This window comes from Mesorhizobium sp. P2_C4, assembly GCF_056404575.1.
The window spans coordinates 405,126-429,008 of record NZ_JBFUDT010000001.1 but is presented as its reverse complement, the minus strand read 5'-3'; the positions used below and the strand labels follow the sequence as shown (position 1 = coordinate 429,008).

The 23,883-nt window shown below is 64.8% G+C and carries 21 protein-coding genes; 12 read left to right on the top strand and 9 right to left on the bottom strand.

The annotated features are described in order from the left end of the window. Window positions 1-2: 2 nt before the first annotated feature. The 11 genes from AC1DX6_RS02185 to AC1DX6_RS02135 all read left to right on the top strand — a co-directional run bounded on the left by AC1DX6_RS02185 (window position 3) and on the right by AC1DX6_RS02135 (window position 15,290). A complete protein-coding gene (locus AC1DX6_RS02185; protein WP_477310777.1) occupies window positions 3-449 on the top strand; it encodes an HPr kinase/phosphorylase in 447 nt (148 codons plus the stop codon). A gap of 164 nt (window positions 450-613) precedes the next feature. Beyond that, window positions 614-1,015, top strand: a complete 402-nt coding sequence (locus AC1DX6_RS02180) for a PTS sugar transporter subunit IIA (RefSeq protein ID WP_477310775.1) — start codon at window positions 614-616, stop codon at window positions 1,013-1,015. Continuing rightward, window positions 1,012-1,308 carry an HPr family phosphocarrier protein gene (locus AC1DX6_RS02175; protein ID WP_477310773.1) on the top strand — a complete coding sequence of 99 codons (297 nt, stop codon included), beginning with the start codon at window positions 1,012-1,014 and terminating at the stop codon, window positions 1,306-1,308. Before AC1DX6_RS02180 ends, AC1DX6_RS02175 begins: the two co-directional genes overlap by 4 nt. Window positions 1,309-1,460: 152 nt before the next feature. Then, the gene (gene ahcY / locus AC1DX6_RS02170; protein WP_477310771.1) at window positions 1,461-2,861 is read left to right on the top strand and encodes an adenosylhomocysteinase; all 1,401 of its coding nucleotides are present in this window, start codon (window positions 1,461-1,463) and stop codon (window positions 2,859-2,861) included. A gap of 187 nt (window positions 2,862-3,048) precedes the next feature. Further along, the gene (locus AC1DX6_RS02165; protein ID WP_477310769.1) at window positions 3,049-5,613 is read left to right on the top strand and encodes a sensor histidine kinase; all 2,565 of its coding nucleotides are present in this window, start codon (window positions 3,049-3,051) and stop codon (window positions 5,611-5,613) included. Window positions 5,614-5,621: 8 nt separating this feature from the next. Continuing rightward, window positions 5,622-7,127: a tRNA (adenosine(37)-N6)-threonylcarbamoyltransferase complex ATPase subunit type 1 TsaE gene (gene tsaE / locus AC1DX6_RS02160; protein ID WP_477310767.1), complete on the top strand. Its 1,506-nt coding sequence runs from the start codon at window positions 5,622-5,624 to the stop codon at window positions 7,125-7,127. Beyond that, the gene (locus AC1DX6_RS02155) at window positions 7,124-7,852 is read left to right on the top strand and encodes a nucleotidyltransferase family protein (protein ID WP_477310765.1); all 729 of its coding nucleotides are present in this window, start codon (window positions 7,124-7,126) and stop codon (window positions 7,850-7,852) included. The genes tsaE and AC1DX6_RS02155 overlap by 4 nt, the downstream gene beginning before the upstream one ends. Then, window positions 7,849-10,971 (top strand): double-strand break repair protein AddB, encoded by a 3,123-nt coding sequence (addB, locus tag AC1DX6_RS02150; protein WP_477310763.1) that lies wholly within the window; start codon window positions 7,849-7,851, stop codon window positions 10,969-10,971. Before AC1DX6_RS02155 ends, addB begins: the two co-directional genes overlap by 4 nt. Then, window positions 10,968-14,480 carry a double-strand break repair helicase AddA gene (gene addA / locus AC1DX6_RS02145; RefSeq protein WP_477310761.1) on the top strand — a complete coding sequence of 1,171 codons (3,513 nt, stop codon included), beginning with the start codon at window positions 10,968-10,970 and terminating at the stop codon, window positions 14,478-14,480. Before addB ends, addA begins: the two co-directional genes overlap by 4 nt. A gap of 76 nt (window positions 14,481-14,556) precedes the next feature. After that, window positions 14,557-14,880 (top strand): thioredoxin, encoded by a 324-nt coding sequence (trxA, locus tag AC1DX6_RS02140; protein ID WP_127380281.1) that lies wholly within the window; start codon window positions 14,557-14,559, stop codon window positions 14,878-14,880. A 128-nt stretch (window positions 14,881-15,008) separates the two neighbouring features. Continuing rightward, complete coding sequence (locus AC1DX6_RS02135) at window positions 15,009-15,290, top strand: cupin domain-containing protein (RefSeq protein WP_227343825.1); 282 nt, start codon at window positions 15,009-15,011, stop codon at window positions 15,288-15,290. A gap of 25 nt (window positions 15,291-15,315) precedes the next feature. On the opposite strand, the gene AC1DX6_RS02130 is transcribed toward AC1DX6_RS02135, so the two are convergent. From AC1DX6_RS02130 to AC1DX6_RS02105, 6 genes are all read right to left on the bottom strand, one after another. Beyond that, the gene (locus AC1DX6_RS02130) at window positions 15,316-15,735 is read right to left on the bottom strand and encodes a VOC family protein (protein ID WP_477310758.1); all 420 of its coding nucleotides are present in this window, start codon (window positions 15,733-15,735) and stop codon (window positions 15,316-15,318) included. Window positions 15,736-15,762: 27 nt separating this feature from the next. Further along, window positions 15,763-17,088 (bottom strand): bifunctional folylpolyglutamate synthase/dihydrofolate synthase, encoded by a 1,326-nt coding sequence (locus AC1DX6_RS02125; RefSeq protein ID WP_477310756.1) that lies wholly within the window; start codon window positions 17,086-17,088, stop codon window positions 15,763-15,765. A 62-nt stretch (window positions 17,089-17,150) separates the two neighbouring features. Beyond that, complete coding sequence (accD, locus tag AC1DX6_RS02120; RefSeq protein WP_477310754.1) at window positions 17,151-18,077, bottom strand: acetyl-CoA carboxylase, carboxyltransferase subunit beta; 927 nt, start codon at window positions 18,075-18,077, stop codon at window positions 17,151-17,153. Window positions 18,078-18,175: 98 nt separating this feature from the next. After that, on the bottom strand, window positions 18,176-19,015 hold the full coding sequence (gene trpA / locus AC1DX6_RS02115; RefSeq protein WP_477310752.1) for a tryptophan synthase subunit alpha: 840 nt from the start codon (window positions 19,013-19,015) through the stop codon (window positions 18,176-18,178). 2 nt (window positions 19,016-19,017) lie between these two features. Continuing rightward, the gene (gene trpB, locus AC1DX6_RS02110; RefSeq protein ID WP_477259856.1) at window positions 19,018-20,238 is read right to left on the bottom strand and encodes a tryptophan synthase subunit beta; all 1,221 of its coding nucleotides are present in this window, start codon (window positions 20,236-20,238) and stop codon (window positions 19,018-19,020) included. Between the two features lie 28 nt (window positions 20,239-20,266). Then, the gene (locus AC1DX6_RS02105; protein ID WP_477310750.1) at window positions 20,267-20,926 is read right to left on the bottom strand and encodes a phosphoribosylanthranilate isomerase; all 660 of its coding nucleotides are present in this window, start codon (window positions 20,924-20,926) and stop codon (window positions 20,267-20,269) included. A gap of 109 nt (window positions 20,927-21,035) precedes the next feature. On the opposite strand from AC1DX6_RS02105, the gene AC1DX6_RS02100 reads away from it, so the two are divergent. After that, on the top strand, window positions 21,036-21,254 hold the full coding sequence (locus tag AC1DX6_RS02100; protein WP_477310748.1) for a hypothetical protein: 219 nt from the start codon (window positions 21,036-21,038) through the stop codon (window positions 21,252-21,254). 30 nt (window positions 21,255-21,284) lie between these two features. On the opposite strand, the gene AC1DX6_RS02095 is transcribed toward AC1DX6_RS02100, so the two are convergent. From AC1DX6_RS02095 to AC1DX6_RS02085, 3 genes are all read right to left on the bottom strand, one after another. Then, a complete protein-coding gene (locus tag AC1DX6_RS02095; RefSeq protein ID WP_477310746.1) occupies window positions 21,285-22,043 on the bottom strand; it encodes a M48 family metallopeptidase in 759 nt (252 codons plus the stop codon). A 100-nt stretch (window positions 22,044-22,143) separates the two neighbouring features. Continuing rightward, window positions 22,144-22,620, bottom strand: a complete 477-nt coding sequence (locus AC1DX6_RS02090; protein ID WP_477310744.1) for a DUF2852 domain-containing protein — start codon at window positions 22,618-22,620, stop codon at window positions 22,144-22,146. Between the two features lie 118 nt (window positions 22,621-22,738). Beyond that, window positions 22,739-23,881: a benzoate/H(+) symporter BenE family transporter gene (locus AC1DX6_RS02085; protein ID WP_477310742.1), complete on the bottom strand. Its 1,143-nt coding sequence runs from the start codon at window positions 23,879-23,881 to the stop codon at window positions 22,739-22,741. Between the last annotated feature and the right edge of the window lie 2 nt (window positions 23,882-23,883).

Here is a 23,883-nt window from a genome sequence, read left to right as displayed (position 1 = left end):
CCGTGAAAGCTGAAAACATTCACGGGACGGCGCTCCTGATCGGCGAACGCGGTGTTCTCATCACCGGACCGTCCGGCGCCGGCAAGACGACGCTGGCGCTGGTGCTTATCGACCATTGCCGGGCGCGCGGATTGTTTTCACGGCTGATCGGGGACGACAGGCTGCTTGCGGCCACGTGCGCCGGGCGGCTGGTCTGCCGCGTACCCGCCACCATTGCAGGCCTCGCGGAAGTGCCAGGATTCATGCCACGGCCGCTGTCGTTCGAGCCAGGCGGGGTGATCGACCTCCATATCCGGTTGGTCCCTAGGCATGAGAGGGACCGCTTTCAGGAAGATCTCAGCGAGCCGATCGCGGGCTGTCCGGTGCCGCGGATCGATCTCATCGAGCGCAACGTTGCGACGGCCCTGCCGGCTGTAATGGCGCGGCTCTCGATCGCGCCTTTCGCATGATCCGGTTTCGATTTTTTGTTGCAATGCGTCAAAATGGCGTAGGTCGGCGCAATTTTGGGCTTGTCAACGCGCCTCGCGTCGACAAGATAGCGCTCCCGCCGCCTGGAATGGCCGGCGAGCATAAAATGCGCCTGTGAAGCGGCGATGACGGGAGCCACCAAAGAATGATCGGACTCGTGCTTGTAACGCACGGTCAACTGGCCACCGAGTTCCGCCATGCCGTGGAACATGTCGTGGGGCCACAAGACAATTTCGAAACCGTGGCGATCGGCGCCGATGACGATATGGAGCAGCGCCGCAGCGACATCGTCGAAGCCGTGGCGCGCGTCGACACCGGGTCGGGCGTCATCGTTTTGACCGATATGTTTGGCGGCACGCCGTCCAACCTCGCCATCTCGGTGATGGAATCCGGCCGTACCGAGGTCATTGCCGGCATGAACCTGCCGATGCTGATCAAGCTGTCGAGCATTCGCAAGGGCGACAATATGAGCGCCGCGCTCGACGAGGCGCAGGCCGCCGGGCGCAAATACATCAACGTCGCCAGCCAGCTGCTGAGCAGCAAATGAACGCGCTGTCGCCGGAAAAGGACCACATCGTCCGCGATTTTCCGATCGTCAACCAGCGCGGCCTGCACGCGCGCGCTTCGGCCAAGTTCGTCCAGCTCGCCAGCGGCTTCGACGCCGCGGTCCATGTCGAGAAAGACGGCGTCAAGGTCGGCGGCACCTCGATCATGGGCCTGATGATGCTGGCGGCAAGCCCAGGCTATTCGATCCGCGTCACCGCCAGCGGGCCTGAGGCCCTGGAAGTCATCGACGCGCTGGAGCAGTTGGTCGCTTCGCGCTTCGGCGAGGAGTCATGATGGGCACCTCCAAAGACATGCACGAATAAAGATTTCTTTATATCCCATTGTCGTACGGCCGGTGATCTGCTAGTCAGGCCGGCAATCCGCGCCCTTCGACGCGCCTTCCGGCGTGGGCGCATCCCTGAGATTTTTCACATCGGAGCACTGCCATGACGGGTAGCAAGGACTATGTGGTCGCCGACATTTCGCTTGCCGGCTGGGGCCGCAAGGAAATCGAGATCGCCGAAACCGAAATGCCGGGCCTGATGGCCTGCCGCGAGGAATTCGGCGACAAGAAGCCGCTGAAGGGCGCGCGCATCACCGGTTCGCTGCACATGACCATCCAGACGGCGGTGCTGATCGAAACGCTGAAGGCGCTCGGTGCCGACATCCGCTGGGCTTCCTGCAACATCTTCTCGACCCAGGACCACGCCGCCGCCGCGATCGCCGAGGCCGGCATCCCGGTGTTCGCCATCAAGGGCGAGTCGCTGGAGGACTACTGGGACTACACCGACCGCATCTTCCAGTGGACCGATGGGGGCACCTCCAACATGATCCTCGACGACGGCGGCGACGCCACCATGTACATCCTGATCGGCGCCCGCGCCGAAGCCGGTGAAGACGTGCTGTCCAACCCGCAGAGCGAGGAAGAAGAGTACTTCTACGCCCAGGTCAAGAAGCGCCTGAAGGCCTCGCCCGGCTTCTTCACCAAGCAGAAGGCGGCGATCCGCGGCGTTACCGAAGAGACGACGACCGGCGTCAACCGGCTCTATCAGCTGCAGAAGAAGGGCCTGCTGCCCTTCCCCGCGATCAACGTCAACGATTCGGTGACCAAGTCGAAGTTCGACAACAAGTATGGCTGCAAGGAATCGCTGGTCGACGGTATCAGGCGCGGCACCGACACGATGATGGCCGGGAAGGTTGCGGTCGTCTGCGGCTATGGCGACGTCGGCAAGGGTTCGTCGGCCTCGCTGAAGGGCGCCGGCGCCCGTGTCAAGGTCACCGAAGTCGATCCGATCTGCGCGCTGCAGGCGGCGATGGACGGTTTTGAAGTCGTCACGCTGGAAGATGCCGCGCCGACGGCCGACATCATCATCACCACCACCGGCAACAAGGATGTCGTCACCCTCGACCACATGCGCTCGATGAAGGACATGGTGATCGTCGGCAACATCGGCCACTTCGACAACGAGATCCAGGTGGCTGCGCTGCGCAATTTGAAATGGACCAACGTCAAGCCGCAGGTCGACCTCATCACCTTCCCGGATGGCAAGCGGATGATCCTGCTGTCTGAGGGACGCCTGCTCAATCTCGGCAACGCAACCGGCCACCCGAGCTTCGTCATGTCGGCGTCGTTCACCAACCAGGTGTTGGCGCAGATCGAGCTCTACAGCAAGCCCGGCCATTACGAGAACCAGGTTTATGTGCTGCCCAAGCATCTCGACGAAAAGGTTGCGCGCCTGCATCTCGACAAGCTGGGCGCCCGCCTGACCGAACTGTCGGGCGAACAGGCCGCCTATATCGGCGTGACCCCGCAGGGGCCGTTCAAGCCGGAACACTACCGCTATTAAGCAATGCGGAAATTACCACTAGATATTGAAGCCGGGCGATTGACTTTTCGCCCGGCTTTATTTTTGCGCTGAATGATTCTTCACGCCGATTCCAGCAAGCGCTATGGTGCTGATTCGCGGTCCGGGGACGAGGACCGACGAGCGCATTTGGGCGGTCTTGCATTCAGGCGGCGAAAAGGACCAAGACATGCCGGGGGAAAACCCGCCTCGCGCGGGACAGGCCGTTTCCGGCGGCCGCGACGATTCGGGTGTCACCGGTACCGCCGTCACGGGCGGCAGCCTTCCATGGCGCCTTGGCGCACGCGTCGGCTTATTCCTTGCCACCTCCGCACTGGCCGGCCCGCTGCTTGGCTTTGCGGCGCATGCCGAGCCCGGCATTGCCCAGAAAGCCGGATTGTCGGTCAGCACGGTCGAGGTCATGCAGCTGGCGATGTTTGCCGGTGTCATGGGCGCAGCACTTGTCTCGGCGATCTTCCTGATCCGCGAACGGGCGCGCACTTCGGCGCAGAATGTCGAACTCAGGGCCCGCATCGCCGACGTCAACGCAGCGCTGCAGCGCTCCGAAGCGATGCTCAATTTGCGCGACCAGCGCGTGATCGTCTGGACGTCGGAAAACAAGAAGCCCGAGCTGATTGGAACGCTGCCGCTGGAAAGCGGCGCCCCGGACGACCGCGCCGCTTTCCTGGCCTTCGGCCGTTGGCTGATGCCGCGTTCGGCGGCAGCGCTCGAGAACGCGGTGGCGGGATTGCGCGAAAAGGCGAAGTCCTTCGATCTGGTCATCGAATCGCAGGCCGGAGCGCCGCTCGAAGTACACGGCCGCAAGAGCGCTGCCCATGTGATCGTGCGTTTCGTCTCGCTTTCGGAGACACAGCGAAGCCAGGCCAGGCTGAAGATCGACAACCAGAGGCTGGCCGCCGACTATGACACGATGATCGGTCTCCTTGACGCGCTCAAGATGCCGACATGGCTGCGCTCCGCCGACGGACGGCTGAAATGGGTCAACCGCGCCTATGCCGAGGCGGTCGAAGCGAAGGACGCCGAAGCCGCCGTTCGCGACGCCAAGGAATTCCTCGGCGGCCAGGCGCGCGATGCGATCGCCGAGCAGCACAAATCGCGGCCGGTCTTTGAACAGACGCTGTCGACGGTGATCGAGGGCGACCGCCGCATGTTTGCGGTGACCGACTTTGCCGGTACTGAGGGTTCCGCCGGCATCGCCAGCGACACCAGCGCCATCGAAACCATTCGCGGCGAGTATGAGCGCACAGTGCGAAGCCACGCCGACACGCTTGACCAGCTGAACACCGCCGTTGCGATTTTCGACACCGACGAGAAGCTGCGCTTCTTCAACCAGGCCTTTCAGAAACTGTGGAGCCTCGACAGCGGCTTCCTGCACAGCGCCCCCGACAACGCCCTGCTGCTCGACCGGCTGCGCAGCGAAGGCAAGATCGCCGAGCAGCCCGAATGGCGGCGCTGGAAGGAAAGCCTGCTCGGCGCCTACCGCGCCGTCGAATCGCAGGAACATTGGTGGCATCTGCCCGACGGCAAGACCATTCGCGTGGTCGCCAACCCGCAGCCGAAAGGCGGCGTGACCTGGGTGTTCGAGAACCTGACCGAGAAGATGGACCTCGAAAGCCGCTACCAGACCGCGGTGCGGGTCCAGGGCGAAACGCTCGACAATCTTGCCGAAGGCGTAGCGGTGTTCGGCCCGGATGGACGGCTGCGCCTGTCCAACCCGGCCTTTGTCGCGCTGTGGGGGCTGGGCGCCGATGTCGTCAAGCCCAATGTCCATGTCTCGGCGATCCGCGATCTCAGCGACCAGCGTGCCGCCGACAGCCCGTGGGGCGGGTTTGTTGCCGCCATCACCGGTTTCGATGACGAGCGCCGCGACCGCCACGGCCAGACCGAACTCAACAATGGCAATGTGCTGCGCTATGCCGTCATCCATCTGCCCAACGGGCAAGTGATGATGACCTTTGTCGACGTCACCGACAGCGTCAATGTCGAGCGGGCGCTGAAAGACAAGAACGAAGCGCTGGAAAAATCTGACCAGCTCAAGAACGAGTTCGTGCAGCACGTGTCGTACGAGCTGCGCTCGCCGCTGACCAACATCATCGGCTTCACCGAGCTGTTGTCGCTGCCGACAACCGGGCCGCTCAGCCCGAAGCAGCGCGAATATGTCGAGCATGTCGGGTCGTCCTCTTCGGTGCTGCTGACCATCGTCAACGACATACTCGACCTGGCGACGGTCGACGCCGGCATCATGCAGCTCGACATCTCCGAAGTGAGCATTGACCGGACCATCGCGGCGGCGGCCGACCTGGTTGCCGACCGGCTGGAGGAGCATTCGATCAAGCTCAGCATCGATGCGGCTGCGGCGCCCAAGAGCTTCCACGGCGACGAGATCCGCATCCGCCAGATCCTCTACAATCTGCTCAGCAATGCCGCCAACTACGCGCCGGAAGCGAGCACCATCACGCTCGCCTGTCGCCCGCTGGCGCAAGGCGTCGAATTCTCCGTCCATGATGACGGCCCCGGCATGCCGCCGGATCTGCTCGATTCGGTGTTCCGCCGCTTCGAGCCAAAGACCAATGGCGGCCGCCGGCGTGGCGCCGGGCTCGGCCTGTCGATCGTCAAGAGCTTTGTCGAATTGCATGGCGGCAGCGTCCGCATCGAGACCGGCAAGGACAAGGGCACGACCGTCATCTGCACCTTTCCCGACGCCCCGTCGGGCATTCGCGCCGCGGCTGAGTAGCGCGCTGCATGGCAGGGCTGGAGCGTTTTCTCGCTGACGAAGCTGCGACGGCAAGGCTCGGCGAGGACCTCGCCATGGCGCTGCGGGCCGGTGACGTGCTGGCCCTCAAAGGCGATCTCGGCGCCGGCAAATCGACTTTGGCGCGGGCGCTGATCAGGGCCCTGGCCGACGATGCCGGCCTCGACGTGCCAAGCCCGACCTTCACCCTGGTGCAGAGCTACGACACACGCATTCCCGTGCATCATTTCGATCTCTACCGCCTGTCTTCGGCCGGCGAAATCGACGAACTGGGTTTCGACGACGCGCTGCTGCAAGGTGCTGCCCTGGTCGAGTGGCCGGAACGGGCAGAAGCCTATCTGCCGAAGACGTCGCTGTGGATCGAACTCGTCCACCAGGGCGACGGCCGTCTTGCCAGATTGTCGGGGCAAGGTGCGGCCTTCGAACGCGCGGTGCGGTCGCTGGCCATGCGCGACTTTCTTGACCATGCTGGGTGGGGTGACGCGCGGCGGCGCCATTTCGTCGGCGACGCCTCCGCCCGCTCCTACGAAATCGTCTCGCTTGCCGGCCATGCGCCGCGGGTTCTGATGAACTCGCCGCGGCTGGTGCTCGGGCCGCCGGTCCGCGACGGCAAGCCCTATGCCCTGATCGCCCACACCGCGCAGTCCGTTTCCGCCTTTGTCGCCATCGACCGCGCCTTGCTGGCCGCCGGTGTCAGTGTCCCGGAGATCCATGCGCAGGATCTCGAGCAGGGGTTCCTGCTGATCGAACATCTCGGCTCGGAAGGATTTCTCGATCCGCATGGCGAGCCGGTGGCCGAGCGCTACGCGGCGGCGGCCGAATTGCTGGCGATGATGCACGGCAAGACATGGCCGGCCCGCATGGAGGTCGTATCAGGCGTCTTTCACGACGTACCGCCCTTCGACCGCGACGCCATGATGATCGAAGCCGACCTGCTGGTCGACTGGTATGTGCCGATGGTCACGGGCAGCCCGCCAACCGATGCCTTGCGGGCCGGCTACCACCGGGAATGGAACGCGGTGCTGGACCGGCTGGCGGCCAGTGAATACACGCTGATGCTGCGCGACTACCATTCGCCCAACATCATCTGGCGTGGCGACCGTTCCGGCCACGACCGCCTCGGTATCGTCGATGTCCAGGACGCGCTGATCGGCCCTTCAGCCTATGACGTGGCGTCGCTGGCCATGGATGCCCGCGTCACCGTATCGCCTGACATCGAGGCGCAGACGCTCAAGGCCTACCTCGCGGCGCGCCATGCGGCGAGCGCCTTCGACGAAGACAAATTCACCGAGGCCTATGCAATCATGGCCGCGCAGCGCAATTCGAAGATCCTCGGCATTTTCGTCCGGCTCGAAAAGCGCGATGGCAAGCCTTATTATCTGAAACACCTGCCGCGTATTCGCGACTATCTGCGGCGGGCGCTGGCGCATCCGGCCTTGAGCGGGCTGCGCGACTTCTATGTCGCCAATGGCCTGCTGGAGGAACGAACCCCGTGACGGCAAAGCCCAGGACCGCGATCGTGCTCGCCGCCGGGCTTGGCAAGCGCATGCGGCCGATCACCGACACCATCCCTAAACCGTTGGTCAAGATAGCCGGCAAAACATTGCTCGACTGGGGTCTCGACAGCCTGGCCGCCGCCGGTGTCGGCAAGGCCGTGGTCAACGTGCATTATTTTCCCGAGCAGATCGTCGCCCATGTCGCCGCGCGCTACGCGCCGCACATCCTGATTTCCGACGAAAGCGAACAGCTGCTCGATTCCGCCGGTGGTATCGTCAAGGCACTGCCGGAATTGGGCGAGCAGCCCTTCTACATCCTCAACGCCGACACCTTCTGGATCGACCACGCTCCGCTCAACCTCGATCGCCTCGCCCTTGCATGGGACGCGGCGAAAATGGATATTCTGCTGATGCTGGCTGATCTCAATCAGGCAACCGGACATTGCGGCAGCACCGATTTCCTGGTGGCGCCGGATGGCGGCTTGCGGCGTTCAAGGGGCGATCCGGCCGGACTGATCTATGCCGGCGCTGCCATCGTCCATCCGCGTCTGTTCAAGAATGCGCCGGCCGGGCCGCACTCGCTCAATGCCTATTTCGATACGGCAATCGCCAATGGGCGCCTGTTCGGCATGCCGATGCACGGCCACTGGATCACCGTCGGCACGCCCGACGCCATTCCGCTGGCGGAAGCCGCGGTCGCCGGCGCGCTCACCGAGTCGCAATGAGCGGCTCCCGCCGCGTTTTCTCGATCCCGCCCGGAGCGCCGTTTCTGCCGACGCTGGCCGATGCGCTGCTTGCCGGCAGGCTGGTTCCCGGTTTCCGTTTCGACGGCGACCCGCTGGCGCTGGCCGACGTCACCATCTATGTGCCGACACGGCGCGCCGCCCGCGCGCTGCGCGGCGCCTTCGTCGACAGTCTGGGTGGCCGCTCGGCGATCCTGCCGGTCATCCGCCCGCTCGGCGAATTCGACGAGGACGAGGCGGCTTTCGACGCCGAGGCGTCCGCCGCAATCGACCTTGCGCCGCCGATCTCGGCAATCGAGCGGCTTTTGCTGCTGGCGCCGCTGGTGCGCGCCTGGAAACGCAATTTGCCGGCGCATGTCGCTGCCATGTTCGACGAGGAGATCGTCGTGCCGGCGTCCGCCGCCGATGCCATCTGGCTGGCGCGCGACCTTGCCCGGCTGATGGACGAGATCGAGACCGAGGATTCCAACTGGACAAGGCTGGCCGATCTGGTGACCGGGAACCTCGCCGGTTGGTGGCAGGTAACGTTGAGTTTCCTCGGCATCGTCACTGACGCCTGGCCGAATTTCCTGGCAGAGCGCGACCGCTCCAACCCGGCCGCGCACCGCAATGCGCTGATCCGGCTCGAAGCGGCGCGGCTGAAGCGCAATCCGCCCGCCGGGCCGGTGATCGCCGCCGGCTCAACCGGTTCGATCCCCGCCACCGCCGAATTGCTGGCCGTGGTCGCCGGCCTGCCCAACGGCGCCGTCGTGCTGCCCGGTCTCGACCGCATGCTCGACGAGCCGTCCTTTGCCGCGATTGCAGCACCGGGCGCGCGGCCGGCTTTGCTCGGTCACCCGCAATACGGCCTGGCCAAACTGATCGGCAAGATCGGCGTGCTGCGGGCCGATGTCGAGGAGGTCGTGGCCGCCGAAATGCCGCTTGCCATCCGCGCGGCTCTTGTCGGCGAAGCACTGCGGCCCGCCGAAACCACCGAGCTGTGGGCCGAGACGCGCGCGCGGTTCGACGCCGCAGATATCGCCGAAGCCTTTGCCGAGGTGACACTGGTGGAAGCCGCCAGCGAGCGCGACGAGGCCGTGGCGATTGCCGTGGCGCTGAAGACCGCCGTCGAACAGCCGGGCCAGCGGGCAGCTTTGGTCACCGGCGACCGCGCCCTGGCGCGGCGCGTCTCGGCCGAGCTGTTGCGTTTTGGCGTCGTCGCCGACGATTCCGGCGGCACGCCGCTCGCCAGCATGCCGGCGGCCAGCTTGCTGAGGCTGGCGCTCCAGGCGGCGTTCCGGCCCGGCGATCCGGTTGGCCTTTTGTCGCTGCTCAAGCACCCACTGCTCGGCCTTGGCCTGGAGCGAGCAAGTGTGCGCCACGCGGCCGAGCTCATCGAACTGGTGGCGCTGCGCGGCGGCACCGGTCGTCCCGATATCGTGTCGCTGCCGCAATTGTTCGAGGCCCGTCTTGCCGGGCTCAGCAGCGACAAGCGCCAGCCTTTCTGGTTTTCCAGGTTGACTGTCAGCGGCATCGAAGGCGCACGCGATCTGCTTATCCGTCTAACCGACGCGCTGGCCCCGTTGACTGCCTTTCGCGGGCGCGACGATGCCGATCTGGCCGCACTGACCCGAGCCAGCGTTGCCGCGCTGGAAAATCTCGGCCGGGCGGCGGATGGCAGTCTCACCGAACTCTATGCCGGCGACGCCGGCGAAAAGCTCGCCGAGCTTTTGCGCGGGCTGGTCGCCGCCTCGGCGTCGTTCACTTTCGCGGCTCAGGAATGGCCCGACGTGATGGACGCACTGATCGCGCCGGAAACGGTCAAGCCGGGGCAAGGCACCGACCGCAACATCGCCATATGGGGCGCGCTGGAAGCCCGGTTGCAGAGCGTCGACACGCTTGTCATCGGCGGCCTCAATGAAGGCGTGTGGCCGCGCAAGCCGGAAAGCGATCGCTTCATGTCGCGGCTGATGAAGACCGGCATCGACCTCGAACCGCCGGAAAGGCGCATCGGCCTTGCCGCGCATGATTTCCAGATGGCGATGGGGGCAAGAAAGGTGGTGCTGGCGCGCTCTGCCCGTTCCGGCGACGCGCCGGCGGTGCCGTCGCGCTGGCTGCAGCGTATTCTTACGTTCGTCGGCAAGGACCACGCGGCGGTGCTGCGCCGGCGTGGCGATGAATTGCTGGCCTGGGCGCGCACGCTCGATGCCGGTGAGAAGGAAAATTTCGCGCCACGGCCGCAGCCGAAGCCGCCGCTCGATATCAGGCCGCAGCATTTCTCGGTCACCGAGATCGAGACGCTGCGCCGCGACCCCTACGCCGTCTACGCCAAACGGATTCTTGCCCTGATGCCGCTCGATCCGGTGATCCGCGATCCGGGTGCGGCCGAGCGCGGCACGCTTTTCCACGCCATCCTGCATCTGTTCTCGGCGCGCGTCGCCGACCCGCGCGCGCCGGAGGCATTGGAGGGTCTCATCGCCGCCGGCCGGGCCTGCTTTGCCGAGGCAGCACTTCCCGCCGATGTCGAGGCGGTCTGGTGGCCGCGCTTCGAAAAACTGGCCAGCAGCATCATCGAGTGGGAACGCGGCCGCGCCGCTGCCGTGGCACGGCGGCACGCCGAGGAGCGCGCCGAAAAGATCGTCGTCGGCCAATCCGGGGTGACGCTGTCCGGCTACGCCGATCGCGTCGACCTGCTGGCCGGCGGCATGGCCGACATCCTCGACTACAAGACCGGCTCCTCGCCATCCAAGGCGCAGGCGCACACGCTGCTGGCGCCGCAACTGGCGCTGGAGGGCGCGCTGCTGCGGCGCGGCGCCTTCAAGGGGCTGGGCGCGCGCGAACCATCGCAGCTGGCCTTCGTCCGACTGAAGCCGAATGGCGAGGTGTTCGAGGAATCCATCCTCGAATACAACCGCAAGCCGCGCACCGCCGCCGATCTCGCCGAGGAGACCTGGGCGCGGCTGGAAAAGCTGCTGATCCACTATGCCGATCCGGCGGCCGGCTATCTGTCGCGGGCGTTGCCGTTTCGCGAAGGCGAGACCGATGGCGACTACGACCATCTCGCCCGCGTGCTCGAATGGTCCGCCGGCGGCGACACCGACGACGAGGGCGGGGAGGCATGAAGAAGGCCTATCCCATCCCGAGCGACACCGCGTCCAGCCAGGCCCGCGCTTCCGATCCGCAAAATTCGGCCTGGGTGTCGGCCAATGCCGGATCGGGCAAGACCCATGTGCTGGCCCAGCGCGTCATCCGACTGCTGCTGCGCGGCACCGACCCGTCGAAAATCTTGTGCCTGACCTACACCCGCGCCGCCGCCGCCAACATGTCGAACCGGGTGTTTTCGACACTATCGGAATGGACGGCACTGGGCGACCCGGACTTGGCGGCAAGGATTGAAGCGCTGGAAGGCCGCCGGCCGGATCGCGACACCATGCGCCGGGCACGGCGCCTGTTCGCCGAGGCACTGGAGACGCCGGGCGGCTTGAAGATCCAGACCATCCACGCCTTTTGCGAATCGGTGCTGCATCAGTTCCCGCTGGAAGCCAACATTCCAGCCCATTTCGAAATGCTCGATCCGCAGATGGAGGCGTCGCTGTTTGCCACAGCCCGCCGCGACATGATTTCGGGCACCACCGCCGGCGACATGGAATTGGCCGAGGCCTTCGCCGCCGTGCTGGAACGCAGCGGCGAGGCTGGGCTCGACGCGCTGCTGGGCGAGATCGTGCGCAAGCGCGACGGTCTGCGCGCCTTCATCGATGCTGCCGGCCGCGACCGCTTCCAGGCGCTGTTCGATGAATTCCAGTTCAGCGCCGGCCAGACGGCCGAAAACATAGCAGCGTCCGTCTGGCCGCTGCCGGGCTTTTTGCCAGATTATTTCGCCGGCTTCGCGCGTGCCGCCGAGGACGCCGATGCGCGCATCGTGTTGAACAACATCCTGCCCTATGCCCGTTCTGCCTTCGCCGAGGCCGATCCCATCCGCCGGCTGCAGCTCTTGGCCAAAGCCCTGCTGAAGGCGGATGGCGACCCTTACGATCCGGCAAAGGCCTTCAAGAAGGCGTTGCTCGACCGGCTGCCCGATCTGCCGGACCGCTATCTCTCGGCGGTCAGCGCTATTCTCGAGATCTCCGACCGGCTGGCTCTGTTCCGGATGCTGGAAGGCACGCGTGCTGCGGTGACCATCGCCGACTGGCTGATCGCCCGTTACGAGACGCTGAAGCGCGGCCGCGGTTTTCTCGATTTCAACGATCTCATCACGCGCACGGTCAATCTGCTGGCGCGGCCCGATGCCGGCCCCTGGGTGCAATACAAGCTCGACCAGGGCATCGACCACATCCTGCTCGACGAGGCGCAGGACACCAGCCCGGATCAGTGGGAGGTGGTGAAGCGGCTGACGGAAGAGTTCTTTGCAGGACTTGGCGCGCGCGACACGACGCATCGCACGGTGTTTGCCGTCGGCGATGAAAAGCAGTCGATCTACTCCTTTCAAGGTGCTGCGCCGGATTCCTTTGCCGACAGCCGGCTGTTGTTTGCCGGCCGTGTGCGCGATGCCGATGCCGCCTTTGCCGATCTCAAGCTGACCTGGTCGTTCCGCTCCACCGACGACGTGCTGGCTGCGGTCGACCGCGTCTTCGCCGAGCCGGGCGTGCGGCGCGGCATCAGCCATGATCCCGATCCGCTCGACCACAAGGCGATCCGCACCGACGCGCCGGGCTATGTCGAGGTGTGGCCATCGATCGGTACCGATGCCGTCGACGAGCCCGACGACTGGACGCAAGCCATCGACCATGCGCACGCACCAGCGGTGCGGGTTGCCGAAAACGTCGCCGCGACCATTGCCGGCTGGATCGGCAGCCGGGAAATCATCGAAGGCCGCGGCCAGAAACTGCGGCCCGGCGATGTGCTGGTGCTGGTGCGCAAGCGCGACCGCTTCGTCCATGCGCTGACGCGGGCGCTGAAGCGCCGCGACATCCCTGTCGCCGGCGCCGACAGGCTGAGCCTGCCCGGCCATATCGCGGTGAAGGACCTGATCGCGCTCGGGCATTTTCTCATCCAGCCGCAGGACGATCTGTCGCTGGCCGCCGTGCTGCGCAGCCCGATCTTCGATGTTTCGGAGGAGATGCTGTTCGCGCTCGCCGCAGAGCGGCGGTCGGGATTGTCGCTGATCGCCTCGCTCAGGCAGCATGCCGGCGAAAATCCTGCGCTGGCTAATGTCGTCACCCGGCTCGACGGCTGGGCCAGTGAAGCTGCCTTCAAGCCGGTGTTCGAATTCTATGCCGGCGTGCTGGCACGCGATCGCGTGCGCAAGAAGATGATTGCCAGGCTCGGTCCGGAAGCCGGCGACATCCTCGACGAATTCCTCAGCTTCTGCCTGGCCGAGGAGCGGACCGGCCTGCCGGGGCTGGAAGCCTTCCTGTCGACGCTGGAAAACACCGGCCCCGAGATCAAACGCGAGATGGACCAGACCCGCGACGAGGTGAGGGTCATGACCGTGCACGCAGCCAAGGGCCTGGAAGCGCCGGTGGTGTTCCTGGTCGATGGCGGCTCAGCGCCGTTCAGCGACCAGCATCTGCCGCGGTTGATGCCGTTCGAAGGCTCGGGCCGGCATTGGGACGGCAAGGGTTATCTTTGGCGCGCGACCAGCGAGGTCGCCAACGGCTTTTCGCGCGCCGCTGCGGCGCGGGCACGCGAACTCGCCGACGACGAATACCGCCGGCTGCTCTATGTCGGCATGACGCGGGCCGAGGACCGGCTGATCGTCTGCGGCTATCACGGCAAGCGGGCGCCCAGCACCGGCACCTGGCATTCGATCGTCAGCCGCGCGCTGGTCGGGGCGCCTGAAAGTGCGGAGCGCCGGCACCCCGCCATTGACGAACCCGTGCATCGCTTTCGCGTGACCAAGCTGTCGCCCGTGGCGCTGGTTTCCGGCGAGGACGCCCGGCAAAGGGAGATCTCCAGGCCCCTGCCGGCGACGCTGTTCCGGCCCCTGCCGCCTTACGAGGACTTGCCGCGACCGCTGTCGCCGTCCGGCGCTTCGGCGCTGATCGACGAGGCCAAGGAAGCGGTGGTCGACACACGCTCGCCGGTGCTTGACGGCGAGGTGGAGCCCGGCTTTGCAGTGATGCGCGGGCTGGCGCTGCACAAGCTGCTGCAGATGCTGCCCGGCCTTGCCGAAGGCGAACGCCGGGCGGCGGCGGAGCGCTATCTCACCCGCGCCGGCGCGGAATGGCCTGCAGCCGAGCGCGGAAAGGCGCTGGCCTCGGTGGCGGCGATCCTCGCCGACAGCCGCTTCGACCGGCTGTTTGGGCCGTCCTCGCGCGCCGAGGTGGCCATCATGGGGAGCCTGGAGGTGAAGGGCAAGAAACGCTCGATCTCCGGCAAGATCGACCGGCTGGCGGTGACGCCCGACCGCGTGTCGATCGTCGACTACAAGACCAACCGCCCGGCGCCCGCCAGCCTTGCCGATGTGCCGCCGGCCTATGTCCTGCAGCTTGCGCTCTATCGCGCGCTGCTGCAGCCGCTTTATCCCGGCCGCGAGGTCCAGGCCGCTCTGCTGTTTACCGAAGCGCCGCGGCTGATCGAGCTGCCGGCGGCGGCCATGGATGCCGCCCTTGCCCGACTCACGGGAGCGTGACACAACACCTGCTTGAAGAAGGGCTCGATCACCACCACATTTGGTGGGACAAAAACTTTCGAAAGGAATTTTCCATATGGCCACCGTCAAGGTCGACAAGAGCAACTTCCAGACCGACGTGCTTGACGCCAACGTACCGGTCGTCGTCGATTTCTGGGCGGAATGGTGCGGCCCGTGCAAGATGATCGCGCCGGCGCTCGAGGACATCGCCACCGAGCTGGGCGCAAAGGTGAAGATCGCCAAGCTCAACATCGACGAGAATCCCGAGCTTGCCGCGCAGTTCGGCGTGCGCTCGATCCCGACGCTGATGATCTTCAAGGGCGGCGAAATGGCCGACATGAAGGTCGGCGCGGCGCCGAAGACCGCGTTGTCGCACTGGATCAATGGCAACCTCGCCTGAGCGGACCGACATTCCCGACAAAAACCCGGCCATCGTGCCGGGTTTTTTGTTGGCGTCATCGCTGAGCCTCTCTGGCCCTCGCGCCGGCGCACGTCATGTCCTCTGTTTTGGCAAACAGGAGAAGCGACATGACCGGATCCGCCAAGGCCACCGTCTTCATCGACAATGAGCGCGTCATCGTCACTGAATATCGCTTCGCCCCGGGCGACAACACCGGCTGGCACCGGCATGGCCACGACTATGTCGTGGTGCCGCTGATGGACGGCAAGGTGAAGCTGCTGACCAAGGACGGCGAATCCTTCGCCGAGATGAAGAAGGGCGCGCCGTATTTCCGCAAGGAGGGCGTCGAGCACGACGTCATCAGCGCCAACGAAGGTGAGTACGCCTTCATCGAGATCGAGCTGAAATAACCCACCAAGGCCGCACCGGGTGCGACTACCAGTCGGCGACGCGGTCGCCGCCGGTGAATTGCGCGCTTTTGGCGGTGTATTCGAACAGCTCGATCTTCACCCCGTTTGGATCGCGGATCCAGGCCTGGAAGGTGTCGTCGCAGGCGTGCTTCTTGGCTGTGACGTCGATGCCCTTCGATTTGATATGGGCGATCGCCGCGTCAATGTTTTCCACCTCAAGGCAGAAATGGTTGATCTGGTTGAGCTCGCTGAAGCTCGTGCCGTCCTTCTGGAACACCTCAACATGGCTACGACCGCCGCAATCGAGGTAGAAGCCGAAGATCTTGCCGTCGCGCAGGAAATTGAACTTCGTGTCCATGCCCAGCACGTCGCGGTAAAAACCTCGCGTCGCTTCCAGATCATGCGCGAAGATGCAGGCATGGGCGAGCTGCTTGACCTTGATCATCCCTGCTCCTTGCGTTGGCCTAGGTGCTCAGGTCGGCGGCGTGCCGTTTTCGGCCAGCACCGCGCCAGCCAGGTACAGTGACCCGCCGATCAGGATGCGCGGCGGCGGTCCGTCCCAGGTGTCGCGCAACAGCATCAGCGCGCTGGCGACGGAACTCACCGGTTCGGCGGTCAGCCCGGCCTCCGTGGCGCGGATCGCCAGTTCGTCATTCGCCACACCGGCTTCACTCATGCTCACCGGCACGGTGTAGACATGGCGGACCAGGCCCTTGAAGGCGCGGAAATAGCCGCTCTGGTCCTTGGTGTTGATCATGCCGGCAATCAGGAACAGCGGCCGCGGGTTCTTTTCCTCCTGCTCGGCCATCGCTTCGGCGACAACGACGCCGGCGCCCGGATTGTGGCCGCCGTCGAGCCAGATGTCGGCTCCCTTGGGCGCCAGTTCGGTCAGCCTGCCCTGCGACAGTTTCTGCATCCGGCCCGGCCAGGCGACGCTGGCCATCGCCTTTTCGGCTGCACGGTGGCTGATCTCGAAACCCGCCGCCTTGACCGCGGCGATCGCCGCCGCCGCATTGGCAAACTGGTGGCGTCCCGGCAGTCGTGGTGGCGGCAGGTCCATGAGGCCGTCTTCGTCCTGGTAGACCATACGGCCGTTTTCCTCATAGGCGAGGAAATCCTGGCCGTAGACGAAGGTCGGGCAGTCGAGCCGCTCGGCGGTTTCGACGAGCACCTGCAGCGCCGTTTCGCTTTCCTGCGCGCCGATGACCACGGCGCAGCCTTGCTTGACGATGCCGGCCTTTTCGGCGGCGATCAGTTCGACCCGGTCGCCGAGATAGGCTTCGTGGTCGAGCGACACCGGCATGATCACCGAGACCGCCGGCTCCCTGATGACATTGGTGGCGTCGAAACGGCCGCCGAGGCCAACCTCGATGATCGCCACATCAGCCGGATGCTCGGAAAACAACAGGAAGGTGACGGCGGTCAAAATCTCGAAGACGGTTATTTTCTCGCCGCCATTGGCCTTGGCGACGCGGGCGATGGCGTCGGCGAAGACCTTGTCTTCGACCAGTTTGCCGCCGCCATCGGCGGCCAGCCGGTAGCGCTCATGCCAGTTCACCAGATGCGGTGAGGTGTGAACGTGGACGCGGTAGCCCGAGGCTTCGAGCAGCGCGCGCGAAAAGGCGGCGCAGGAGCCCTTGCCGTTGGTGCCGGCGATATGGATGACCGGCGGCAATTGGTCCTGCGGATTGCCCAGCCGTTCCAGCAGCCGCGAAATGCGGTCGAGCGAAAGGTCGAAGCCCTTCGGGTGAAGCGCCATCAGGCTTTCGATTTCGCGGTCGGCGGCAAGCGTGGTCATGGACGAATCCTAAGCGCGTCGCAAAGCGCGCGCAATCGCGGTTCGCGGCTAACGATGTCGCGTCAGGCCTGTGGCCTTGCTTCCGGCGGGATCAGCGCCGGCGGCAGGATTTCCGGCTCCAGCGGCTTTTGCTCTTCCGGCAGCTTGAGCAGCATTTTCAAGAGCCTGGAGATCGTTCCGCGCAGCTCGAGCCGCGACACCACCATGTCGACCATGCCGTGCTCCATCAGATATTCGGAGCGCTGGAAGCCGTCGGGCAGTTTTTCGCGGATGGTCTGCTCGATGACACGCGGCCCGGCAAAGCCGATCAGAGCGCCGGGCTCGGCAATGTGGACGTCGCCCAGCATCGCGTAGGACGCGGTGACGCCGCCGGTGGTCGGGTTGGTCAGCACGACGATGTAGGGCAGGCCGGCTTCCTTCAACCGGTCGACACCGACTGTGGTTCTCGGCAATTGCATCAGCGACAGGATGCCTTCCTGCATGCGGGCGCCGCCGGAGGCTGCGAACAGGATCAGCGGCCGCTTGCGCTGCAAGGCGACCTCGAAGCCATGCACGATGGCGTCGCCGGCGGCCATGCCGAGCGAACCGCCCATGAAGGCGAAATCCTGCACCGTCACCACCACCGGCAGGCCTTCGACTGACCCAACCGCGTTGACAATGGCGTCTTCCAGGCCGGTCTTGGCCTTGGCGTCCTTCAGCCGGTCAGTGTAGCGCTTCTCGTCGCGGAACTTGAGCGGGTCTTGCATGACCTTGGGGTTCTCAAGCTGCTCGTATTTGCCGTCGTCAAGGAAGAAGCGCAGCCGCTCCTTGGCCGAGATCTTCATGTGATGGCCGGATGACGGGATGACGAACTGGTTCTGTTCCAGATCCTTGTGGAACACCATCTCGCCGGTCTCGGGATCCTTGATCCACAGATTCTCGGGCATGTCGGTGCGCCGGCCGAGCATCGAATTGATCTTCGGGCGAACGTAGTTGGTGATCCAGTTCATCGCTTCGGCTCCTGTCCTGACGAAGAGTTAGTGCATGTCGCCCAAAAGTGGGAACCGGTTTTGGGAGAACGACATGCACCAGACCAGAGGTAAGAAGATTATTCGGCGGCAGCAAGGCGGGCCGAGCGCACGCCTTGTGCAAGGCCGCTGACCAGCGTGGCGACGGCTTCGGCCGGGTCGGCGGTCTTTTCGCCCTTCGGCCCCAGCACGTTGGCCACCGCGTTGACGATCGCGGTGCCGACGACGACGCCGTCGGCATTGGCGCCGATGACGCGCGCCTGCTCGGCGGTCTTGACGCCGAAGCCGACGCAGACCGGCAGGTCGGTGTGGCCCTTGATGCGCTTGACGGCGGAAGCCACCTTGCCGGTGTCGGCCAGTGCCGAGCCGGTGATGCCGGTCATCGAGACGTAGTAGACAAAGCCCGACGTGTTCTGCAGCACCTTGGGCAGGCGCTTGTCGTCGGTGGTCGGCGTCGCCAGCCGGATGAAGTTGATGCCGGCCTTGAGCGCCGGAATGCACAGTTCCTCATCCATCTCCGGCGGCAGGTCGACGACGATGAGCCCATCAATGCCGCTGGCAATCGCGTCCCTGAGGAAGCGGTCGACACCGTAGATGTAGATCGGGTTGTAGTAGCCCATCAGAACGATCGGCGTTTCATTGTCACCGACGCGGAAGTCCGCCGCCATCTTCAGCGTCTTGACCAGCGTCTGGCCGCCTTTCAGCGCCCTGAGGCCGGCCGCCTGGATCGCCGGGCCGTCGGCCATCGGATCGGAAAACGGCATGCCGAGCTCGATGATGTCGCTGCCGGCGCCGGGCAGCGCCTTCATGATCGACAACGAGGTGTCATAGTCGGGGTCGCCACCCATAAAATAGGTGACCAGCGCCGGGCGGCCTTCGGTTTTGAGTTTTGCCATGCGGCGGTCGATGCGGGTCGTCATGATCAGATCTCCATGCCCAGCATCGAGGCCACCGTATGCACGTCCTTGTCGCCGCGGCCGGACAGGTTGACGATGACAATCTGGTCCTTGTCCATGGCAGGCACGATTTTCACCGCGTGGGCGATGGCGTGCGCGGATTCCAGCGCCGGGATGATGCCTTCGACGCGCGTCGTCAGCTTGAAGGCCTCCAGCGCCTCGTCGTCGAGGATCGGCACATATTCGACGCGGCCACTGTCGCGCAGCCAGGAATGCTCCGGGCCGACGCCGGGGTAATCGAGGCCTGCCGAGATCGAATGGCCGTCCATGATCTGGCCGTCGGCATTCTGCAGCAGATAAGTGCGGTTGCCGTGCAGCACGCCGGGCGCGCCGGCATTCATCGAGGCGCAATGCTCGATGCCGTCGAGGCCGCGGCCGCCGGCTTCGATGCCGATGATGCGAACCTCCTTGTCGTCAAGGAAGGGATGGAACATGCCGATGGCGTTCGAACCGCCGCCGACACAGGCGATGATGGTGTCCGGCAGCCGGCCTTCCTGCTCGATGATCTGCGCGCGGGCTTCCGAACCAATGACAGACTGAAAGTCGCGCACCAGCTCCGGATAGGGATGCGGGCCGGCGGCGGTGCCGATCAGGTAGTAGGTATCCTCGACATTGGTCACCCAATCACGCAGCGCCTCGTTCATGGCGTCCTTCAGCGTGCCGTGACCGGCGGTGACCGGCCGCACTTCGGCGCCCAGCAACTTCATGCGGAAGACGTTGGGGCTTTGGCGGGCGACGTCGGTGGCGCCCATATAGACGACACAGGGAAAGCCGAAGCGCGCCGCCACCGTTGCCGATGCCACGCCATGCTGGCCAGCACCAGTCTCGGCGATGATGCGCTTCTTGCCCATGCGCTTGGCCAGCAGGATCTGGCCGAGGCAGTTGTTGATCTTGTGCGAACCGGTGTGGTTCAGATCCTCGCGCTTGAAATAGACCTTGGCGCCGCCGAGATGTTTGGTCAGGCCTTCGGCGAAATACAGTTTTGACGGCCGCCCGGCATAGTGGGTCGACAGGTTCTGCAGCTCGGCCTTGAATTCCGGATCGTTCTTGACCTCGTTCCAGTGTCGTTCCAGGTCGAGGATCAGCGGCATCAGCGTCTCGGCGACGAAACGGCCGCCAAAGATGCCGAACATGCCCTGCTCGTCGGGTCCGGTGCGGAAGGAATTGGGTGTCGCCGGCTGGTCCATCGCCGATCTCCTGGTTCGAAAAAATTGTTCAGGCGGCGCGGTTGTCGCGTGCTGCTCTGACGGCCCGGAAAAACTGTTCGATCAGCGCCGGATCCTTGACGCCCGGCGCGCTTTCCACGCCTGAGGAAATGTCTATTCCGGGCGGATTGGCAAGCCGAAGGGCGTCGCCGATGTTGGCGGCGTTGAGCCCACCGGAAAGCATGTAATCGACGCTTGCGTCAAGGCCGGCCAGAATATGCCAGTCAAAGGCGACGCCGTTGCCGCCCGGCAGTTGCGAACCTTTCGGCGGCTTGGCATCGAACAGGAAGCGGTCGGCAACGCCGATGAAGGGTATTATCCGCTCCAGATCGGCAGCCTCGCTGACCGACAGCGCCTTCATCACCGGCAGGCCATAGCGCGCTTTGATCTCGGCCACCCGCGCGGGCGTTTCCGAGCCGTGTAGCTGAAGCATGTCGGGATGCATCTTGTCGACGATGTCATCCAGAAACGCATCGCTGGCGTCGACGGTGACGGCCACCGCCTGGGCCTTGCCCGCTCCTGCCTGGCGCAAGCGGCCGGCTTCCAGGGGATCGACATAGCGCGGGCTCTTGGCAAAGAAAATAAAGCCGACATGGCTGGCGCCGCCGGCCAATGCCGCGGCCAGTGCCCCGTCGGTCTTCAACCCGCATATCTTGATGTCGAGCGCCATGGCGCGGGGATTGGCACGAAACGGCAAAAGAGTCGAGAAAAAGCATCCTGTTTGCCACCGGGGCGGAAAGCGCTACCTTCGTTCACGCAACAGGCGGGAGCATATGACCATGGCAGACGAAACCGCTGCGGAACTCAAACAAAAGATCGCGCAGGCCCGCGAGGTGATCGCGCATCTGATGGACAAGGCCGCCTTCAACGGCGCCGAGGCGCACCGCGCGCTCGATTATTTCGGCGGCGACGCCTTCGAGAAGAACTTTTTACCGTGGCCGCGCCATGGCGATGAAGGGCTGCGCCCCGAGGACCTCAACGCGGCGAATGATGATTGATAGGGCCAGCCACAACTGAGCCGACCGGCTCTACTCGAACACGATCGCCTGCAGCGCGCCGCCATTGCGCTTCAGCCAGTCCTTGCAACGGTCGGTGTCGGGGCAGAGTTTTTCACACAATTTCCAGAATTTCGGGCCGTGGTTCATCTCCTTGAGATGCGCCACCTCATGCGCCACGAGGTAGTTTATGACCGGCTGCGGCGCCATCATGATGCGCCAGGAGAAGGACAGATTGCCTTCGGACGTGCATGACCCCCAGCGGCTGGAAGTGTCCTTGTAACGGATCGCCTTGGCGCGCTTGCCGAGCGCCTCGGTGTGTTTGATCACCAGCTTCTCGATTTCCTTCTTGGCCTCGCGCTTCAAGAAATCGGCGATGCGGCGCGGCAGATGTATCCGCTCGCCATGCACGATCAGCAGCGGGCCGCGCTCGTCGCGCGACAGGGAGACGGTGCCGCGTTTGGCCGGTTCATGGACGATGCGATGCGGCACGCCGCGCAGCGGTATCTTGATGCCGGGCCGCACCTGCGGCCGGTTTGGCACCTTGGCCAGCCGCTGCTCCAGCCAATCCTGATGGCGATGCAGGAACTTTTCCACCTCGCCGCGGCGCAGGCCCGGCGGCACGGTGATGCGCAGCCCCCGGCCACCGGAATCGATGCGCAGCGTCAGCCGCCGCGCCCGGTCGCTCTCGACGATCTTGAGCGGCAATGAGCGGCCGGCAACAACATGCTCACGCTCTTCAACAGGGGAAGGCGTGGGTTTCGTCAGGTTGCGGAAGAAGCCGAAGGACATGGTGGAACGATACGCGATTCGAGGAAAACGACCAGAACAAAAAAGAAACGGCGCCGCTTGCGCGACGCCGTTTCTGCATGCCGAGCCCTGTCGCTGGGGCTCAGTCGTCGAGAAGGTTCGAACCCTTGCCGCGCTTGGCCGGCTTGCTCGGCTCGGTCGTCGTCGTCGGAGCCGTCGCCTTGTTGCGGTTGGCCATGAAACGGTCGAACTCGTCCTGGTCCTTGGCGCGGCGCAATTCGCGGGCGTACTCGTCGAACTGGGTCAGCATCTCGTCGAGCTTGTTGCGCTCTTCATTGAGACGCTCGAGTTCCTTTTCGCGCCAGTCGTCGAAAGCGACGTTGCCGGTGCGAGCCGAACCATGGCCCCAGCGGACAGCCTTGTCCGAACCGCGGCGGCAGCCGGCGAAGATGCCGTCGGTGGCACGATTGACGTCGCGCTTGAAGCCGTCGAGCCGGTCGCCCCAGATGATGTAGGCGAGCATGGCGAAGCCGAGCGGCCAGAACACCATAAAACCAACCACCATCAACGCGATGGTCGCCGGCGTCCACGCCGGACGGATCAATGCAGATGTGTTCATTTTCTCCCAATCCTTCAGTTGGAGACAGCCAAGATCGGGCTGCGTGGATTCGAAATGGGATGGGAAAAACGGCGATTCAAGACAATGTCCGCTAAAACCGGACAAGGTCCTGAAATGATTATCGCTTTTTGAGCATTTCCAGGAAAAGCACGACCAGTCCGGCGATCAGGCCCCAGAAGGCGGCGCCGACGCCGAACAGCGTCAACCCCGACGCGGTGACGACAAAGGTGACGGTGGCAGCCATGCGCTCGCCCTCTTCCTTCAGCGCGATCGACAGCGCGTTGGCGAGCGACGCCATCAGCGCCAGGCCGGCGACGAGCACGATCAGGCTCTGCGGCAGCACGGCGAAGATCGCCACCAGCGAAGCGCCGAACATCGCGAAGACGAGGTAGGCAAGCGCATAGAACGGGCCGGTCTTCCAGCGCTCGGCCGGGTCCGGATGGACGTCCGGCCCGGTGCAGATCGCCGCCGAGATCGCCGCCAGATTGGTGGTCGAGCCGCCAAACGGCGCCGACAGCAGTGAAAACAGGCCGGTGACGCCGATCAGCGGGCCGGGTTCGGGATGATAGCCGGCGGCGCGCAGCACGGCGAGGCCGGACAGGTTCTGCGAGGCCATGGTGACGAGGTACAGCGGCAGCGCCAGGCCGATGATCGCAGGCAAGGTGAAGTGCGGCATAACCAGCGTCAATGTCGACAGTTCCGGTGTCGGCAGGCCGCCGACGCGGCCGGTGAGGAAAGCTGCAAAACCGCCGCCGATCAGCACTGCCAGCACCGACAGCGCCGGATTGAACAGGCGGATGACGAAGAAGGCCGCGATCAGCGGCAGGATCAGCCATGGATCGACGGGAACGGTCTTGACCGCATTCAGCGCGAAGGTGACGACAATGCCGGCCAGCATGCCTGAGGCAACGGAGGGCGGTATCCTGGAGATCAGCTGCGTCAACGGCCGAAACAGACCGGTGGCGATCAAAAGGATGCCGGTGACGATAAAGGCGGCGACGGCCTCACCCATCGAAAAGCCGCTCGATGCCGCAATCAGCGCCAGGCCCGGCGTCGACCAGGCGGTGATAACAGGCATTTTCGTGCGCCATGACAGCCACAAGCTCTCGATGGCCATCGCCAGGCAGATGGTGGTGACCCAGCTCGCCGTCTCTGTCTGCGTCGCGCCGACCGCCTTGGCTGCGGCAATGACAATGGCCAGCGTGCCGCCGAAACCGACGATCGCCGCGACGAAGGCGGATACGGGAATGGAAATGCGCATTT

Coding starts and splice junctions, on each gene's coding strand:
- AC1DX6_RS02090 (WP_477310744.1), bottom strand. CDS start 22,620: ATGAACACATCTGCATTGATCCGTCCGGCGTGGACGCCGGCGACCATC.
- addA (WP_477310761.1), top strand. CDS start 10,968: ATGAAGAAGGCCTATCCCATCCCGAGCGACACCGCGTCCAGCCAGGCC.
- AC1DX6_RS02165 (WP_477310769.1), top strand. CDS start 3,049: ATGCCGGGGGAAAACCCGCCTCGCGCGGGACAGGCCGTTTCCGGCGGC.
- AC1DX6_RS02130 (WP_477310758.1), bottom strand. CDS start 15,735: ATGATCAAGGTCAAGCAGCTCGCCCATGCCTGCATCTTCGCGCATGAT.
- AC1DX6_RS02135 (WP_227343825.1), top strand. CDS start 15,009: ATGACCGGATCCGCCAAGGCCACCGTCTTCATCGACAATGAGCGCGTC.
- tsaE (WP_477310767.1), top strand. CDS start 5,622: ATGGCAGGGCTGGAGCGTTTTCTCGCTGACGAAGCTGCGACGGCAAGG.
- AC1DX6_RS02175 (WP_477310773.1), top strand. CDS start 1,012: ATGAACGCGCTGTCGCCGGAAAAGGACCACATCGTCCGCGATTTTCCG.
- AC1DX6_RS02180 (WP_477310775.1), top strand. CDS start 614: ATGATCGGACTCGTGCTTGTAACGCACGGTCAACTGGCCACCGAGTTC.
- ahcY (WP_477310771.1), top strand. CDS start 1,461: ATGACGGGTAGCAAGGACTATGTGGTCGCCGACATTTCGCTTGCCGGC.
- AC1DX6_RS02100 (WP_477310748.1), top strand. CDS start 21,036: ATGGCAGACGAAACCGCTGCGGAACTCAAACAAAAGATCGCGCAGGCC.
- addB (WP_477310763.1), top strand. CDS start 7,849: ATGAGCGGCTCCCGCCGCGTTTTCTCGATCCCGCCCGGAGCGCCGTTT.
- accD (WP_477310754.1), bottom strand. CDS start 18,077: ATGAACTGGATCACCAACTACGTTCGCCCGAAGATCAATTCGATGCTC.
- AC1DX6_RS02125 (WP_477310756.1), bottom strand. CDS start 17,088: ATGACCACGCTTGCCGCCGACCGCGAAATCGAAAGCCTGATGGCGCTT.
- trpB (WP_477259856.1), bottom strand. CDS start 20,238: ATGGACCAGCCGGCGACACCCAATTCCTTCCGCACCGGACCCGACGAG.
- trpA (WP_477310752.1), bottom strand. CDS start 19,015: ATGACGACCCGCATCGACCGCCGCATGGCAAAACTCAAAACCGAAGGC.
- AC1DX6_RS02095 (WP_477310746.1), bottom strand. CDS start 22,043: ATGTCCTTCGGCTTCTTCCGCAACCTGACGAAACCCACGCCTTCCCCT.
- AC1DX6_RS02105 (WP_477310750.1), bottom strand. CDS start 20,926: ATGGCGCTCGACATCAAGATATGCGGGTTGAAGACCGACGGGGCACTG.
- AC1DX6_RS02085 (WP_477310742.1), bottom strand. CDS start 23,881: ATGCGCATTTCCATTCCCGTATCCGCCTTCGTCGCGGCGATCGTCGGT.
- trxA (WP_127380281.1), top strand. CDS start 14,557: ATGGCCACCGTCAAGGTCGACAAGAGCAACTTCCAGACCGACGTGCTT.